Origin of the sequence: Leptothoe spongobia TAU-MAC 1115 (assembly GCF_018739885.1) — a bacterium.
GTDB lineage: Bacteria > Cyanobacteriota > Cyanobacteriia > Phormidesmidales > Phormidesmidaceae > Leptothoe > Leptothoe spongobia.
In genome coordinates this window covers 79,865-98,605 of the sequence record NZ_JADOES010000017.1, presented here as the reverse complement: position 1 = coordinate 98,605, position 18,741 = coordinate 79,865, and the positions used below count along the sequence as shown (strand labels likewise).

Genomic DNA, 18,741 nt, shown 5'->3' with positions numbered 1-18,741 from the left:
TCTCTATTGAGCGTGATTGAAACTTGTCGATTGCGAAAGGTGAATCCTTGGCCATACATTGCTGAGGTGATTGCTCAAGGTCGAAAAGGCCTGCCTCCACCGTCTCCTCCTCAACTCCAAGAAAGTATTGGTTAGGGGAGGAAGTGAATTTATACAAATTTGCTATATCCTCGGCCATTAATAGGGTATTTTTTTCGCCCTAAGCATTTACCTCCAAGGAACACACATTCTATGGTTTTCACTCCAACCGCCCCCGCTCAGACTCTGACCACTATTCAAGGCGAGCCCGCTGTCCCCCTCGACGCCATGCCCGCTAGCTGGCAGCGCATCGCCACCGGAAACTGGATGAGTGAACCCAAGGTATATACGGCCATGGCCCAGGTATTTTTGGCTAAACACCAGCAGGGCAATGTGCTCTTTTGCGAGCGCCCAGAAGCAGCCCATCTCAAAAACGCCTACTGTGAAGGAAATGGCCAGCTAGCCTATGAAGCTGTCGAACACTATGGCAAGGCTTTTCTACCCGAAAGTTATCCAAACTTTAACGAGATTCGTCGCCAGGTAAGTTCATCCCAAACCCCAGAACGTATGGCTCTGATCGATACGGTCAGTGAATTGTTTGAGGAGCTGGGCTACGATGTCCCCGCTACATTTTATTGGACATTTTTACATCCGCTACAGCGAGACAATTTATTTGAAATTCGCTCCTTCCGTTTTAGTGAACAAGATCTAGGCGTTGCCCGACAGTTTGACGCCATTTTACACGGGGGCTATGTATCGATGTTACGACGGCTGATCGACAGTATTTCCAGTCGCCATGGCTATTTTATTGAGCATGGCTGTGGCTGTGAAAACCATCTCGCCAAGCTCAAACCCTGCGACTCTCCCTTTGAGTACCAGCTACCAGCTACCACTCGACGCAAAACTCTCCGGGCCTTTTTCTGGAGCATCATGGAAGAGTATCTCCTGTTTGAACAGCGAGCCGCGACAAAGCTAGTCTACGCGGATAGTGTTGATTTTTAGGCAGATATCAAAAGACAGGAGAGAACGTTAGGAATCAGGGTTCATAGGATCCAAAACAACGTAGAGTCGTTCCATGGAACGACTCTACGTTAAAAGAAATTACCTTGTACTTTTAACCGCTAATGCAGGCTGGACTGGATTGACATCACCAGCATTACAATAAACCTTCCAAGGGCTATCGTTACGGTGGAGCAAAGAGCCCTGTTCAGTAATACAAATAGCCACCGAAGCATCTTCGTTAGGGCCACGAAACAATGTGGCAAAGTGATATTGACTACCGCCTAGCTCGTACTGATTACAGTTGATCGTGATCTCACGAACAATAAAATTTTTCTCATAGGTAGCACAGTAGTCTTGAATATTCTCCAGGCTTCGTCGAATATATTGCTGACGCCTGGCCACAGGTAACTTTTGAGCTATGGTTAGAGTCTCTTGTAATAGACGACGTATTGTTTGTTTAACATGCTCCATGGTCTTCACCACCTAAAGGACTGCGGTGATGACCCTGATATTGATTATTAATAAAATGAGTGCGTTGCTGATTTACTAAAACCTGGCAACAACGAAGGTAGAATTACTGAAGATTTTCCGCTCTAATGAATTCTCCCAAGGGAGTTGAAACGACTAGCAATAGAGAACACGGGGGTAAAACTTAGTTTATAAAGTTCAGATGAACGATGTTTAAATTTCGCTGAACTTCCTAAGCCAGAAACAATATAACCAGTGGATTTTCAAATGGCAATCGCGGGTAGTCCAGAAGCTATAGTGTCTATTGATACTACATATTTAATCTCACAATCTGTTTTGTCGCTTAAGTGAGCCGCATGAGAGGATTGTAGATTTTCAGGAAATTTTGCCAAAAAAGTGCCACGTCAATAGTTCATAATGACTGAACCCTGTAAGTATATTGGACAGTCCATGGCGGGTGATGACAGCAATCTCAATCCTGTAACCTATATTCCCGATTTATCGCCTTCGGCGGAAGTACATCAGGATCACTTCATTGTCTGTGGCTTAGGCAGCTTGGGACAGCAGATTATTGTCAATCTGACTAAGTTTAGTCTTGATTCTTTCGAGGTACAGATTGCCGGTATTGATCGAGTACCGGTAACTGAGTGGGAATTAGAAGAACTACCCAATATGCTAAGTCAACCGCCCATTGTGGGGGACTGTCGCCGTGATCATATATTGCAAAAGGCAGGGATTGAACGATGCCGTACGGTGCTGATCGTCACCAGCGATGAAAGCATCAATGTGCAAACGGCGATTGCGGTGCGACGATTAAATCCTAAAGTGCACATTGTTGTACGGTCATCACGTCAGGGATTAAATCGGTTGCTAAGCCGTCAGCTGGGGCAATTTGTGGCGCTGGATGCCACCGAGCTACCGGCGATGACCTTTGCCCTAGCAGGGTTAGAGGACAATACCCTGAGTGTATTTAATATTGATACGTTTCAGTTTCGGGTAGTGGAGCGGCAAATTTCCGTTCAGGATCCTCAGTATTGCAAAATGCCAGTGCATCAACTGCATCGGCAGCATACACGACTGCTCAATCTAAAACCTTTTAGTAATCCGCATCAACCCATTGGCTGGGCCACGACGGCATCATCGATGTTTCATCGCTGGCAGCCCCACGTGCGGGTGCAGGCGGGTGACCAGGTTGCTTATGTAGAGGTGAAGACGCTTACCCCTAGCCAGATTATCAATATACCTAAACGCCCCGGTCCATGGCATAAGCTACGTCAGGGGATTGGGGATGTCCTTGATGGTGAGTGGCGACGACGACTATGGAATTTTTGGCGGAGTTCGGAACAGCAGTCATTACGACGGGTGGTTGCGATCGCACTTACCACCGCCCTCATTCTCTGGACCACCGGCACCTTCCTGCTTAAATTTAATATCATCGATATCAGCTGGACCCAGGCCATTGCACTGGGTGCTGTCCTCATCCTTGGTGGCTACGGAGATGTCTTTGGTGGATTTGAAGACAGTGGAGCCCCCGGCTGGGTGTTGATCGCCTGTTTGATGATTGCCACCACCAGTTTGCTCATGGTGATCGGTGTCTTAGGTTTACTAGCCGATCAGCTGCTCAGCTCCCGGTTCGAATTTCTACAGCGTCGTCCCAAATTGCCCAAAGCAAACCATGTGATTGTGGTAGGTCTGGGTCGAGTGGGTAAGCGTGTGACCCGGATTTTGAAAGATCTGCGTCAACCCCTGGTAGCCATCACCCATAATTTGGACAATCCGGCCCTGCGCAATCAAATCCCGCTGTTGGAAGGCCCCATGTTGCAACAGTTACAAGCGGCCAATCTCTCCACCGCCCGTAGCGTCATTGCCGTCACCGATGACCCCGTCCTCAACCTGGAAGTCGCCCTAATTGCAGCAGAAGCCTTAGAAAGCGAAGATCGCCCCTTTACCCCCGTCATTCGTACCCTCAGCCAGCTGTTTAGCGATAATATCAAATCGTTTTTACCCCAGGCTCGTTCGTTTTCCGTCTATGCCCTATCGGCAGAAGCCTTTGCTGGAGCTGCCTTTGGAGAAAACATTCTGGGACTATTTCGCCTTAACCACCAGACGATTCTGATTACGGAATACACCATCGAACATGGAGACACCCTCAACGGCAAGCCCCTGGCAGAGATCGCCTATGGCTATGGAGTCGTGCCTATTTTGTTGCGCCAGTGTCAACCCAATCGACAGTACCACAACTATCCGATGCCCTCTGATGATTTACGGGTACATCTTCGAGACAAACTTTATGTGCTCTCTTCCATCAATGGATTACGCCGAATCGAGCGGGGAGAGATGACGCCACCACGACAATGGCTGCTGGAAGTGGATGCGCCCCTCAATCCCAATATGTTGTCAGAGGCCGGTAGTGTCTTAGCCAAACTATCCAATGTAGACCTGGAGCACTGTCGTCGGCTGATGAAAACCCTCCCCAATTCCCTCCAACTAGCCCTCTATGACTATCAGGCCCATCGCCTCATGCAAGAGTTAAAGCGATTTGTGCCTATTCGACTGTCACCCTTGAGATAAGACTGCTGAGTATTGACACTTGTGAACGATATCAAATCCGAATTCCTCAACCCCGATTCAAAATGGACCATTCTGTAGGGGCATCCCCTTGTGGGTGCCCTTCGATATCGGGGGCTATCAGTCAGGATTTCGTATAAGACATTATTTGACTAAGCTCGAACCTTCACTAAGATGACGGACTACAGTAATTGTGAATGTCTTTGAGATTGTCGTCGATCTTCGTCCGATGATGGTTTTGTAAGTAATCCTCTAACCAGATACAGCTTTTATCTAGCAATTTAGTCAGTAGCTGCGTTTGCCCTCCTTGAATATCCAGCTCCCATAGCAATAATCGATCATCTTCTCCAACGGTCGCTAGTCGGCTTTTATCGCTACTAATACTGAGATTTGTTACCCGGTCCTCATGGCCCCGCAATGTTGTTAGCAGGTTACCGTCCGAGGCGGCCCACAGGTTTACGGTGTGATCGTAGCTACCAGTGGCAATTAGCTCATTGTCATGACTAAATTGAATAGTCACAACACCATCCTGATGTCCCTCCAGGGTTTTGAGTTCTTCTCCTGCCGTACTCCAGAGCTTGGCTGTACCGTCAGCACTGGCTGTAGCAATGGTTTGACCATCGGGACTATAGACTACCTCGTGGATCCATCCTTGATGCCCTTCTAATTTCTTGGGGGATTGTCCTTCAGCACTATCCCGAGGAATAATTTTGTTATCAGGATCATAAATAATTTCATACAACTCTTCTCCCGGCTGTGGAAGTTTTCCATCTATATTCCACAAACTGACAAAATGATCCCAGCCGGCAGTCGCTAAGGTTTTACCGTCAGGGCTAAAGGCAATACTCAAGACATCTTTAGGCAAATCAACAATTTTGGTGACTAATGTTCCATCCCGTCGCCAAATATGAATGCTACGATCGGCCGCTCCCGTGGCAATCAATTGACCGTCCTGGCTAAAGGCTAATGCGTACACCGGTCCTTCGTGATCGTCTAAGCTAGCTAACAAGTTGCCATTACGGTCCCAAAGTTTTGCTGTGTAGTCAGAACTCGCCGAGGCCAGAATCTTGCCATCTGGGCTATAGTCGACTTTCCAGACGACATCACTATGATCATCTAAAACCTTGATCAGGGTACCGTTTTGATTCCACAGACGAATATTTTTATCAGCGCCTGCTGAGGCGATGACCTGATCATCAGGAGAAAAAACAACACTGTAAACGTTGGCCTGATGGTCTCTCAAGGAGTTAATCAGAGGGCGAGCCAATTCCCAAATGCGAATGGTGCGATCGCCACCACCGGACACGAGCAATCCACTCTCTGGATTAAAATTCACACTGTGGACCTGGGCCGTGTGTCCAAAGACGGTAGAGATAGGCTCTCCTTCCAAGGTCCAGGTTCTGACAGTTTTATCCCAGCTGCCGGAGGCTAGATATTTACCATCCGGACTAAAGCTGACATCGTAAACCAGTGCATTGTGGCCTCGAATGTCTCGAATCAGTTGCCCCGTGCGACTACTCCATATCCGAATGGTCTCATCCCAGCTAGCGGAAGCCAGCATAGAGCTATCTGGGCTAAAGGCAATGCCCTTGACCTGAGCATTATGCCCCCGCAACGTTCTTAATATTTTCCCGTCTGGGTTGTATAGACGAATGGTGCGATCGTCTGCTGCCGAAGCCAGAATCTGTCCATCGGGACTGAAGGTAACGGAGCGTACAGAGGCAATATGGTCAGTTAGCTCGCTTAAGGGGGTGCCATCCTGTTGCCAAAGACGGACGGTTTTATCTTCACTGGCAGATGCTAATTTTTTCCCATTGGGGGAGAACGCCAATGATGTAATTGGCCCTGTATGAAATTCCATAGTGGCTAATAAGCGGCGGTCTTGCCCCAATTGCCAAAGCTGAATGTTGCTATTTTCTAGCCCCAGGGCTAGTTTTTTCCCATCAGGGCTAAAGGCCACACTTAGAACTTGTGTGTTCTCAACATTAAATCGATCAAGCTCTTTACCATCTGGACTCCAAATTCGTGCCGAGCCATCAGCACTGGCGGATGCAATCATCTGGCCATTGTCACTCACCGTGGTATCCCAGATAATGCCATCGTGGCCGTCTAGCCGATTGCGTTCTCTCACCCAAAAGATTGCCTGTTGCAGGGCGGTTAATACTTTGGCATTGGGTAATGCTTGATCTGGCTCGGCAGGCTGACGTTTTTTCAGGGCAATGCCCGCATGCATGGCTTCTAACAGTGCCTCAAAGGGCTGATGAGAACTAAATAAGGCTTCAGAAGTCTCCATCTGAGCCAAAATCTGTTGGGATTCGGCTTCTTTTTGGGCAGTTTCTGCTTTAACTTGAGCTCTGTCAGCCTTTAATCTTAATTGATTGGCAAAAATACCGAGCGCGATCGCAGCCAAAGACACCAGACTAATCACACCAATACCAATCCGCTGCAACCGAATGGCAGAACGCTGCCGCTTAATTTCTTCAGCCGCCGAAGCTGTTACAAAATCTTGTTGTAATCTTGTTGGCTGAGGCGTTTTCCCTTCAGCCTCCAGCAGCCAGGTTTCCGTTTCACGACGAGCTTTCCCCCTCAATAGAAGACTTTCATCACGGTCCTGCTGATCCCACTCTAGAGATTGCACCAACAAGCGTGTATGAAATCGCAAATAGGCTGGATCATTCTCCAGAGCCCGTAACAAGGTACTTAAATTCGTCTTAAAATTTTTCTGCTTGCCCTTGAAATCAATCCACTGCACTGACGCCAAGGCAGGGGGCAACTCCTTAGTATCCACAGGCCGGTACAGCACCGTCAGCATCCGTTTGTTTAGGCTATGGGCATATTCAACTTCCTCAGCACAATAAGGTGATTGAATAGCATTAGGAGAAATCACAAAGAGAAAGTGATCGGCACTCTCAATTCCATTAAAAATTTCGGCTTGGAAGTTAGCGGCCCCAGCCGCGATACTTTCTTGATCAAACCAGGTGGTTTTCCCATGTACCTGAAGCTCCTCATTGAGCTGACGGGCAAAGTCAGCATCGGCCCTGGAGTAAGAAATAAAGACGTCAATAGACTGATCGGGGGGCTGACGCAGACTCTCCTGAATAAAGTCTTCTTGTAGTGGTAGAACTCTCTGTTTGCCATGTTTCCGGGCTAGTTTTAGCCAGGCCTCAGCAGAGCGCAGATTATGGCCCCGTAACAACAAACTGGAGTTTTTCTCATTACGCTCCCATTTAAGGGCCTTGACAAGCAACTGCTTGTGCTGATGATAGTAATCACTGTCCTCTTGGAGCAGCTTCACCAACTTATCTACATCTCCACGGTAGGCACTGCCATCATGGTCATCTTTATTGACAAAGTTAATAAACTGAATCGCTCGCAAATCGTCAGAGACCTGATCCAAATCAACCTGACGCATTAATAGCGGAATAATCTGCTTATTTAGCTGCCGAGCATAGTCCAGTTCCTGCTGGCAGTATTTTGAAGCGAGAGAATCCGGTGAAATCAGGTAAACCATCCGACTGGCTTCCTCAATCCCCTTATTAATCGCCGCCCCAAAATCCACCCCCACTTTAATATCAGTGCGGTTAATCCAGGTAGTCAATCCTTCTCGCCTCAATGCCTGGCGCAGCCGATCCATCAGTGCCCTGTCCTTTTCAGAATAAGACAGAAACACATCGGTCATTAGACCGTTAGCATTTTTGATACTTTCACAGATAAATTCACACTGAAGCTCCGTGGGCTGACAAGGAGCCTGATCTAAGCTGTCAAATTTACGTGAGAGCCAACGTTCAGCCTGCTGACGGCTTTGTCCCAGGAGCAGATATTGAACCTGTTTTTGATGGCGTTTCCAGGCTAAGGCTTTCGCCAGAATAGTTGTATGGTCATGGACATAGTCTTGTTGCCGCTCAAAGATATCCAGTAGTCCCTGTAGCGAGGATTGAAAATCATCAATTCCTTCCCGAAAATACACCCAGTTTATTTTGCTAATAATGGGATGCATATTGGGAAAGCTGGAATGCAAGCCTTTGGCCTGATAGTTTTGCCAATCTGCTTCTGTACCATTGGGATTGCGCGTTTGCCAGGTCTCACGATCAATGCTTTCCACATGGAGCAGTGGGATAATGCGTTTTCCCAGACGCAGAGCATGCTCCACCTCTAAGCGACAATAGGGTGAGTTGACCGAGTGAGGGGCAATAACAAACAGAAAGTTCTTGCTACGCTCAATACCATCGTCAATTTGATTTTGATAATCCACACCCAAAGGAATGTCATCAAAATCAAACCAAACGTCAAGATTTTGTTCAAGGAGGCAAGCATTTAGCTTGCTAGCAAATGCTTTGCTATCGGCCCTACCGTAAGAGATAAATGCATCCTGTAAAGCAAATGAGTCTGATGTCATGAAATTAAAACCAACTCAAAATCCACCCACTCAGCAGTAAGGCATGCTGATGTGCCGTAGTCATATCGTTCCCCGGCATAAGTGCCGCTTTTTACATTAATAGCGCGCTCAGGAAAAAATGAAACTTGATTTGATAAATCCCTAACGGGATTTAATAAAAATGAAGCAAAAATATCCTGACAGATCACGTCTCTTCACCAATGTCTTTCAATCAGTACAGACATTGCCACGACTGATTTAGGGGATGCAGCATGAGGAAACGAAATCATCCGTAGTAATTACTATTTCTTACATCTCAAAGATTAATTCTTACTGAGAATCAGCAATGCCAAGAGTAAGTCTACCTACCTACCAGGGACTGCCCACCAAACTAAATGCAGCCCAATAATAAGGATGCCGAAAGTCGGCCCGACCTTCAATTGCAAGTTCGTCAGGCAGCTGGTGAGACTCGGCCAGACCTTTCAGCTGATCGTCTTCTATAGAAATATCGCCCCGTAGCATGGCTAACTGAGCTTGACGCAGCGCTTCAGCTTTGATAATGGGTTGATTTTCTTGCAGCTGCCGATAAAACTCAATCATGAATCCGGCTGAGGCTTCATCATTAACATTCCACAAACTAGCGATGGAGGTTTTGGCTCCAGCAAGCACTGCAAAGCCTGCAAAACCGAGTTCAGCTGAGCGATTACCTAAGGCGGTTTGGCAAGCACTCAAGGTGATCAGCTCTACAGTCGGTCGGTTTAGGCCAATGGTACGCAGCTGGTCTAGCCTTAGTCTTTCGTCATGCAAGTAAAGGTAGGACTGGGATAAGTCACCGACATTAAACTCCCCATGGGTAGCGAGGTGAATGATGCCATAGGGGATTTGTTGTCGCTCATTCTTGAGCATATCTAGACTAAATGCATCGTCCTTTAAAACTTTGCTAGGCCGTTCAGATGCGATCGCATCGATCTCAATCGACACCCCTGGGAGAGGAGCCTGATTAGCAAACGTAGAAGCCCCAGCCACTAAGGCACTGACATTATTGAGATCTTGATAGGTCAAGTCTGTCAGACTCAGACTAGGCATGAGCCCAATATTATAGTTTTGGATAATGAAATTCTGCCCATCATGAAGCGCTGCTAAGGGGATAGACCGCAAACCCGTATCAGTAATAAAACTGATCGTGTCAATATTTTGTGCTTTAAGCTCAGCTTCTAAAGGCTCAATCAACAATTTATACAGCCCTTGGCCTGGCTGTAGATATGTCTTGGTATTGATGCGAGTCGGTGTAGTCACCTGACGACGAAATCGTTGAGCTAATTTGAGGACTTCTCTTCGCGTAGCAGAGAGTTGTACATAGTGAGGTTCTCCTTCCGCTGTAACCAATAACAGTTCTAACGGATCTGACGCTGTGCTGGTCTGTAAAATATTCGCTGCATCTGCAGGGCTATCACTGGCTCCAAACACAGCATAAATTAGGGCTGGACGTTTGCCCGTTTGTCCCTGGACCTTACGAAGATTGGCCCGAGCGGTGGATAAGTCTGCTGCCGCTCCCCCTTGACCATTGAACATCGACAAACTGTCACCCTCAGCCAGGCTTGATTTTAAATGGTTGGCAACGTCTGAAGTAATTTTTTCTTCAAAACGTTTTATTAAAACTTCAGGCGTTAATAACGTATTAACGCCGCCGCCTGGGTCTCGTTCATCATGGGGCAGATTTACATCTGCCTGACAGTCAGTAACGCACGGGTCAATCTCGGGAGGCTCTACGACTGGAGGCTCTACGACTGGAGGCTCTACGACTGGGGGCTCTACGACTGGAGGCTCTACGACTGGAGGATCATCAGTTGTGATGATCTGAATATCACCAGCATCAAAACTGCCCAAAAATGGCTCATTAGGATTGCCATCTTCTAATGTGGTGGTACCGGTAGTCAGCGAGCCTGCCGTACCGTTAACAGTAGCATCGCCAATATCAAATGGAATCCTATTGCCGCCCCCATGGGTAATCGTGATAGTCCCATCTGAGGCAAATCCATCAGTTACAATTGTCGCACTGAGTTCTTCTGGATCTAAAACAATTATTTCTGGTTCTGGAACAATCACTTCCAAATCCTCTCCCTCAGGAAAAGGTTCAATAATCTCCCCTCCAGGCTCCGATGAACCACTGGGAGGTACAAAAGAAATGACATCTGTCCCCCGGACATTGCCAAGGCTAGATTCAACAATGACATCTCCCCCTGCTTCAGTCTCACTAATGGTGTTAATAAAACTAAAAACAACATCGCCTTGAGACTTGAGAGTCACCTGACCACCGTCAACATTAAATGCATTAGCCAATATTCCATCCACGGAGATAAAGTCTTGTGACTCAACAGTAACATCACCAGCAGCAGCACTCACCACCTCGAAAGGGCTTGTCGAAATAAACTCGGCCACATCTACCGAGCCTTGCAAAGCCGTCAGTGTAATATCTCCTCCAAAGCTACTAATACTGGGGAGCACTTCTATGGATTCTTCCTGCGCGGCAAAGTTAATGGAGCCCTGCTGGGTTTCTAGCAAAATATCATCACCAGCGGTAAATAACCCATCGGCCACAAAAATATTGTCATTAGCCTGAATGGTGATCTCTCCAGATACAACATTTCCTTCTACATCGATACCACCTGTGTTTATGTCAACAGCATTTACACCTGCTTGGTTACTAATGATAGAAACCTGACCACCCTGGGTAAGGATGCTGCCTTCAACGGTAATCTGACCATTTGCTGTGAGGTTAAGATTGATAGAATCTGACGGCAGAAATGAAAATTCTCCCTCTTCTGAAATGAAGTCGATTTCGTCAGAGCTATCAAAGATATCTTCTAAAATATTGATTTCGCCCTCGGCCAAAAGATTGAGCGTACCATTGGTGGTGTCGTAGTCCAGGGGCGTTTCCAGGGTAATGTTGCCATCGCCAGGTGTATCCCCCATTGTCCTTACTTCAACGTTGCCGCCATCGGCCAAGGCATTGAGAATAAGATCTACACCCAGAAGGGACTCATCCGCGCCAAAACCACTGGCATCAAAAGGATTAACCCCACTAATGTTGATAACAACATTACCTTCAACAATCCGAATGTTGGGAGGATCCAATAACCACAAACCACCCAAACCATTGACTGCAGAAATATCGGGGGCAATGGCAACATTCAGCTGACCTAGGCTACTGGTTTCAATAAAGCCACCATCACCACCGTTAGCACCACCACGAGCAAATAACTGCCCCGCCGAACTCAGCAAGTTCGTTCCCCAGGCAACTATCTTGCCACCATTGCCATTGTCTCGGGCATCGGCTCGAACGATAGACGTCTCGTCAATCACAGTTGCAGTAGCATTGGGAACGCTGCCAGCACCTGATTCGTCTCCCCCAATCAGTACTGTGCCGCCACCAATATCTCCTGACGCATCCACATTGGTACCGATTAGGGCAATCTGGTCACCGAACACACCAATATTGCCACTATCAGCATCTAGCTGACCGCTCACAACAACGGTGTTGCTATCTAGAGGCACCTGAAGGGAAGATCCAGACAAACTAACGGTACCGTCAAGATGAACGGTAATATCGGTCGCCATGCCCAGAGCGCTGGCCCCAGTCAACAACGTCGGTATGGTTGCAACTGTGAATGCAGATACCGGCTGAGCTGCCTCTACCGATAACGTTTCCAGTTCTAGATCCAGCAATGAACCCGTTTGGCTGAGCCGGACTCGATTTTTGCCAGGAACAGCCATCACTAAAACCTCACCCCCAGGTGCCGATAGCGGCCCTGTGTTGATCACCTGTCCCCCTAGCAGAGTCAAGGCCTGCCCTGACCCAACCGACAAATCCCCCGTATTCACCACTGCGCTTGCTTGCTCATGGTCAAACCCATAGCCAGTGGGGGTACCCGTCAAACGCGTATAGTCATTGGTACCCAAGACATCTAACAGTTCTTCGCCAAAGATCAGCCCGGTTGCTGTTGAAGCTGAGAAGGAACCACCCAGATTAAGCTGGGTATTCTCTCCTAGAAATATCCCGGCTGGATTGAGCAAATAAAGATTGGCATCGCCATTTACACCCAGTCCACCATCAATGATCGAGGCATCGCCACCGATTACCCGACCGACAATATTCTCAACCGTAACAGGGTTAGCAAATTGGACAGACTCTCCGGTGAGTAAACCAAACTGGTCAAAGCTATGGAAAAGGGTAGTGCTATCCCCCGATAAATTACCCCCATCGATTTGGAATTGGGTGCCATTTTGCTGAACACTGGTGACGGTGTCCGCTGACGTAATTGACTGAGCTTGAGCTGCTGCCACAACTGCAACAGGCCCAAACAAGCCGATCAAAAAAGGCAAAGCATAATGACGATTGAATAGACAAATCATGAATGAGCACTAGTGGAGGAACTAGATAAAAACGAACCTAGGTTCCACTATAAACAGTGAACAATGGTTCTTTCATAAATGCCCCCTATGCCGAACGTTAATATACGTCTCTACATAATTCTCTACCATGGACGACCAATCACACTAAACGCTGCCCAATCATGGGGATGGCTAAAATCTTGAACAGCGCCTTCCCCTAGAGTCAATTACTAATGAACGTTAAGGGGTAACCTCTTCTTGGTCCTGTCTCACTAACCGGGTGGAGATTAACTCAATCCGACGGTCTAATCTGGCAATTTCTCTATCTTCTCCAATTTGTTCATAAGCATCGCGGGCTTGGCGAAGATGTTGGAGAGTATTGTCAAATAACCCCAGAGTAGCGTAGACATCAGCCAAATTGACTCGAATAATCGCTTCACTAAGGGTATCAGCATTGGCTACAGCTAAGGCTAACGCCTGGCTATAGGCCTCAATGGCAAGCTGATTGAGACCGGTTTGACTGTAGGTATCCCCTAAGGCGGTATACACCAAGTCACTAGCTGCGGGGCTATCGGCCAACGACTGTAAAATGATTAACGCATCAGCATACATCTCCTCTAGAAAGAAGACTCCAGCCCTGGCTAAGGTAACTTCTTGGGTAGGACTTTCATCAACAATAGCAGAACCGTCAGACCCCGTAGGTGCAACATTATTGAGCTGGGCTCTTAACTCTTCATAATCTTCTTCAAAGAGTAACTGAAAGCCAGATTCATAATATCCTTCATCTAAATCAGAAGACACGCCTGTATCCGTGACAACCTCAATGGAGTAATAATTTCCAGGATCTAAAGGTATCAGTGGTGGAAACGCAAGGTGAGGAGTATTGTCCACTGTTGTCCCTTCCCATAGGGCCATCTCAGGTCGATCCCGCTCTAACGTCCAACGCCAGATCCTCACAGTATAGCGATGCGCGCCTTCTACTGGATTCCAGCGAATTGTGTAGGGCTGGTGTGAATTTGGCCGCCGGATCCAAGCATTACGAGGCGAGATTATATAGGGGACAGATGCATCATTACCACCAATCAGGCGGCCAGTGCGTTTACCTCCAGCACGAGTGTTAGTTGCCCGTCCCCGCGAGCGGGCGCAGGCCTGCCAAAAAAAACAAGCCTCTGCTGCAGGTGGATTCAAAGCAGGTTCTACGACACCTAATCCCACCCCAATGGCAAGGGCAAAAATAAGATGGCGATGGGAACGACGGCATAAAACAGGATGACGTAAAACGTGATGCTCAACTCTATATAACTTGGGCAATCGTGGCAGTATCATTGCTAAAAATCGAAACATGGTAATCACCCTTTACGTAAGCGATAGGTCATATAGCCCACTGCACTGCCGGTAATCCCCCAACCGACGAGTGCTGGTACCCAAGGCACCCAGATTACTGGACCCACCATGAAACCATAGCAAGCTAACGTCAATAATCCGACTGCCCCAAACCCGGCAGCCAGGAGTGGCCCTGGCCTAACAAATCGCCAAAAGACAAAGCCGCCAACACCAGACCACAGTAAAACCCAGCCTACTTCTCCTACAAATGGCCACCAGCGGATCAGAGGTCGCTCCTCCAAAACGGCATTGATCAATTGACTAATCATTTGTCCGTGGAGATAAATCCCAGGCACTGAATCACCATAGGGAGTGTTGAAATCGTCGGAGTTGCGATCGCTAAAGTCCGTGTAGCCAATCAGTATAATGCGATCTCGAATCAGTCCAGGATCCACCTCATTCTTAATCACAGCTTCAAGAGAAACCTGCTGAGCAAAATCTTTGAGCCGAGCCCCTATTTTCTCTTGAGTATTTGGATCCTGGAAGGTCCAAAAGTTAAGCAGAGTCTGACGCCCATCCAAGGTACTCCAATCTCGACTGCCTAGATTTTTCCAAGTTGATTCTCCGGTCTCAGTATGGTAAGCAGTACCATCTCCGCTAAGAGCGGGCGGCACTACATCTCCTAAAACAATTGACTCAATATACTCACCAAGGTGATCACTGTTGACAATAATGTCAACAGCAATATCCTCAGACTCAAGATAGGCTTTGGCTAATAACAGAGTAAACGATTCTTCTGCAACACAAGGACTACCATCAGCCGCCCACTGAGTTAGATAATGACGACGAACAATTTTGCCCCCATCCAGTAAAAGGTTTGCAAACCCAACGCGTTGTAAAGGTATCCCGTCATTGCCGATATCACTTACCTGATCACTAGCTGTCTGACAAATACCAAACAGATTATCGGTCCAAGCAAAATCATTACTGAGGGCTCCTTGAGCCGGAAAATCACGGAAAACGTCCAGACCAATCAAACGGGCATCATGGCTGTTCAGCACCCGAATCGCCTCAGAAAGAGCATCTTCAGGAATCGTGCCAATTCCAGGTTCATAGCGACCCTCAATTATTTGTTTCCGCAGCCACTCTCCACTAGGGGAATCCACCTTAACGATAAGCAACCGTTCATCCTGCTCAGTTTCGTTAGGACGCCACCGCAAAAACTGATCGTAGGCCCGAGTTTCCAGCGATTGAAGACCACCAAACAGGCTTATGGCAGAGACGGCTAATGTGGTAGCCATCGTGGCCAAAGCCACATAGCGAGCCTTAATTTTTTTAAATGGCAATGCCTGGCTTGCCTTAATATAGGTTTTCTGCAAATCTGTGACTGGCGGTACCTTATCTTTGGTCTGCTGTAGCCAACGCTCTGAGTCTGCCAGGTCATTTCCCCGTAGCAAAAAGCTATCATCTCGCTGGGCAGCATCCCACTCAGCCGCTTTGACCAAGAGACGAGTGTGCGATCGCACATGATAGGGCTCACTCTCTAAGGTACGAAATAACTCCCCAAAATTCACCAAAAAATCACCACCATGACGACGAAAGTCGCTCCACGGAAGAGAGCTAATATCTTCTGGCATGGAAGACTTCACCACATCTCGATAAACCACCGGTAGAACCCGCTTTTGACGAGATTGGGCATAGCTCAGCTGAGCTATGCAGGCATCACATCGCACCGAACTAGGTGACAACACAAAAAGAACATTCTCAGCATTGTCCACCAATTGCTGGGTATCGTCCCACCGTTCTGTCTCTCCAGCGGCCCCATCAGGAGACAACCAGCAACTTTTCCCCTGAATCAACAGGGTGTCATTGAGCCGTTGGGAAAAATCACAGTCATCAATATGGTGAATAAAAAATACTCCCAAGGTTTGATCGGGAGACTGCTGCTGACTAGCCTCTAGAAATGCCAGCTGCAAGGGTAATGCACCACCAAGGGTACGATTTTTAGCATTTTGAGCCCAGGCAAAATAGGTATCTTGCATGCGGCGCTGTAGCAGTAGACTAGGATTGCATTTCTGTCGTTCCCATTTTAGCGCCCGCACCAATAGACGTTTGTGCTGGTTGTGGTAGGGAGCATCTCGACGGATGCTGCGCAGCAGCTCTGCTAAATCTTTCTCTAGGTCGATAGATACCTGATTATCTGTCAAATTAATAAACTGTAATTTGCGGATCGTGTCAGGTATCTGCGTGAGATCCACATCCTCTATCAGCATCGGAATAATGCGCTTGTGGAGATCTAACGCCTGGTCAATCTCCATTTGACAATACTCTGATTCCAGCGAGGCCTGGCTAATTAGATAGACAACATTGTCGGCTTCCTCAATGCCTCTCTGGATAGCCATCTCAAAATCTTCCCCCATACGGATATCCACCGTATTGGTCCAAACGGTGATCCCCGCTTGCAATAAGTGATAGCGAACAATTTCCTTGGAAGCTAAGTCCTCTTCAGAATAGGAAATAAACACCTGAGTCATGCCGCCATCAGCGGTCTTAATACTCTCCGTAATAAAATTTGCCTGTAGCAAGCTGGGCTTACAGGGTGGTTGTTCATCACTAAACTCAGTCAACAACCAGGTTTGAGCCCTTAAACGATCTTCTCCCATCAACAGGTATGATGCCTGGTTTTGGTGGCGTTCCCAGGCGAGGGCACCGATCAAGAGTTCAGTATGCTGCTGGACGTAGTCCCCGTGGTGACGACAGAGCGTTACAAGTTCATTAACAGCAGCCGTTAGATCATCCACTCCTGCTCGAGCATTAAGCCAATTGATCTTACTAATGTCGGGATGCATGTTGAAAAAACTAGAATGCTTCCCTTGAGCTTTATAGGTTTTCCACCGATCCGGACTACTACCAGGGTTACGCTCTTTCCAGGTGGTGTAGCCAATTTCTTCCACCTGCAGGATGGGAATAATCCGTTTGTTATATTTCAGCGCTAGGGCGATTTCTTTGCCACAGTAAGGAGAATTAACCGAGTGGGGAGAAATTATAAATATAAAATTGTGGCTTTTTTCAATACCGTCGTTAATTTGCTCTTGAAAGTCTACCCCCAGGGGAATGTCATTTTGATCGAACCAAATCTGAAACCCTTGGTTATTCAGTTGTTGACAAAGATCTGTGGCAAAGGCTTTACTATCGACTCGACCATAGGAGATAAACGCATCGTAAAACTGGTTGATCCCCTGACTGGCTTTGATAAATGCTGTGTGTAGGTCGGTGGGCTCACTGCCCACAGGACTAGACTCCGATAGCCAGGTTTGGGCCATGGTAAAGTCACTGGATCTGAGTAGAAATTTGCGATCGCGCCCCTGACGCTCCCACACCAACGCCCTGACCAAAAAACGTTTATGCAAATCCACATAGTCCGCTGAGCTACGTAGAATGCGGATCAGTTCATCCACCGCCCGGTCAAAATGAATTTCAGACGCCAGGGAAGAAAAATCAATAAACTGAACCATACGTAGGTCAGTCGGCAGTTTCGCCACATCCATTGACCGCACCAGCAATGGGATGATCCGTTTGTGGTAACGGCGAGCATAGGCCAGCTCTTGTTGGCAATACTGGGACGCAAGGGAGCTAGGAGACAGCAGAAAAACAATATTATCGGCCTTCTCAATACCACGATTGATCGCCAGCTGAAAGTCTGTCGTGGTGGGAATATCCACAGTATTTACCCAAACTGTAAATCCCTCCCGCATCAAGCGCTTACGCACCTTCTCTTGAATGGCAATATCCTCTTCGCTGTAGGATACGAAAATCTGAATCATCTGGTCATTAGCACCCTTTAAACTCTCAGCAATAAATTCACAGTGCAGATCGGTAGGGAGACAAGGAGACTGATCCTCCTTAAAACGCGTATTCAGCCAGACATTGGCCTCAGCTAAAGTATCCTCTGTTATTAACTGACTGGGCTGGCGCTGTTGACGCTGCCAAGTAAGAGCCTGAACTAACAGCTGCGTATGTTGACGAACATAGGATTTATGACGTGCCAGAATGGTCTTTAGTCCAGTCATTCCTGCATCAAAGTCATCAACCCCTTCACGAAAATATACCCAGTTTATCTTGCTAATTTCTGGGTGCATATTCGGAAAACTACTGTGGACCCCTTTCTCTTTTAAAGACTGCCAGCCAAACTCACTGGCATCAGGATTCCTTTGTTGCCAGGCTTCATAGCTAATTTCCTCCACGTGCAGCAGCGGAATGATCCGCTTATTAAAAGCTAACGCCAGCTCGATTTCTTTAGCGCAGTAGGGCGAGTTAACAGAATGGGGAGAAATTATAAAAAGAAAGTTATCCGCTTTCTCAATACCGTCACTGATCTGGTTCTGATAGTCCACTCCCAGGGGGATATCATCAAAATCAAACCATACTGATAACCCCGCCTCTACCAGACAATCTTTGACTTGTCTGGCAAACAACCGACTGTCTGCCCTACCGTAGGAAATAAAAATATCCTGCAGGGAGGAAGATGGTAATGTCATAGGATTTCCAGGATCCGTTTAAATCACAGCTTTAGCTGGTGATGTAGCCAGCTATAC

The 18,741-nt window shown here is 47.5% G+C and carries 7 protein-coding genes; 2 read left to right on the top strand and 5 right to left on the bottom strand.

The annotated features are described in order from the left end of the window. Positions 1 to 231 precede the first annotated feature (231 nt). Complete coding sequence (locus IXB50_RS10710) at positions 232 to 1,020, top strand: hypothetical protein (protein WP_215608958.1); 789 nt, start codon at positions 232 to 234, stop codon at positions 1,018 to 1,020. Positions 1,021 to 1,119: 99 nt separating this feature from the next. On the opposite strand, the gene IXB50_RS10705 is transcribed toward IXB50_RS10710, so the two are convergent. Next, positions 1,120 to 1,491 carry a hypothetical protein gene (locus tag IXB50_RS10705; RefSeq protein WP_215608957.1) on the bottom strand — a complete coding sequence of 124 codons (372 nt, stop codon included), beginning with the start codon at positions 1,489 to 1,491 and terminating at the stop codon, positions 1,120 to 1,122. A gap of 414 nt (positions 1,492 to 1,905) precedes the next feature. Between IXB50_RS10705 and IXB50_RS10700 the strand changes: the two genes are divergently transcribed. After that, positions 1,906 to 4,059, top strand: coding sequence for an NAD-binding protein (locus IXB50_RS10700; RefSeq protein ID WP_215608956.1), 2,154 nt, complete (start codon positions 1,906 to 1,908; stop codon positions 4,057 to 4,059). Positions 4,060 to 4,225: 166 nt separating this feature from the next. On the opposite strand, the gene IXB50_RS10695 is transcribed toward IXB50_RS10700, so the two are convergent. From IXB50_RS10695 to IXB50_RS10680, 4 genes are all read right to left on the bottom strand, one after another. Next, complete coding sequence (locus tag IXB50_RS10695; protein WP_215608955.1) at positions 4,226 to 8,452, bottom strand: TIR domain-containing protein; 4,227 nt, start codon at positions 8,450 to 8,452, stop codon at positions 4,226 to 4,228. A 348-nt stretch (positions 8,453 to 8,800) separates the two neighbouring features. After that, a complete protein-coding gene (locus tag IXB50_RS10690; RefSeq protein ID WP_215608954.1) occupies positions 8,801 to 12,775 on the bottom strand; it encodes a CHAT domain-containing protein in 3,975 nt (1,324 codons plus the stop codon). 288 nt (positions 12,776 to 13,063) lie between these two features. After that, a complete protein-coding gene (locus IXB50_RS10685) occupies positions 13,064 to 14,167 on the bottom strand; it encodes a tetratricopeptide repeat protein (protein ID WP_215608953.1) in 1,104 nt (367 codons plus the stop codon). 5 nt (positions 14,168 to 14,172) lie between these two features. Further along, positions 14,173 to 18,684 carry a TIR domain-containing protein gene (locus IXB50_RS10680; protein WP_215608952.1) on the bottom strand — a complete coding sequence of 1,504 codons (4,512 nt, stop codon included), beginning with the start codon at positions 18,682 to 18,684 and terminating at the stop codon, positions 14,173 to 14,175. Positions 18,685 to 18,741: the final 57 nt, after the last annotated feature.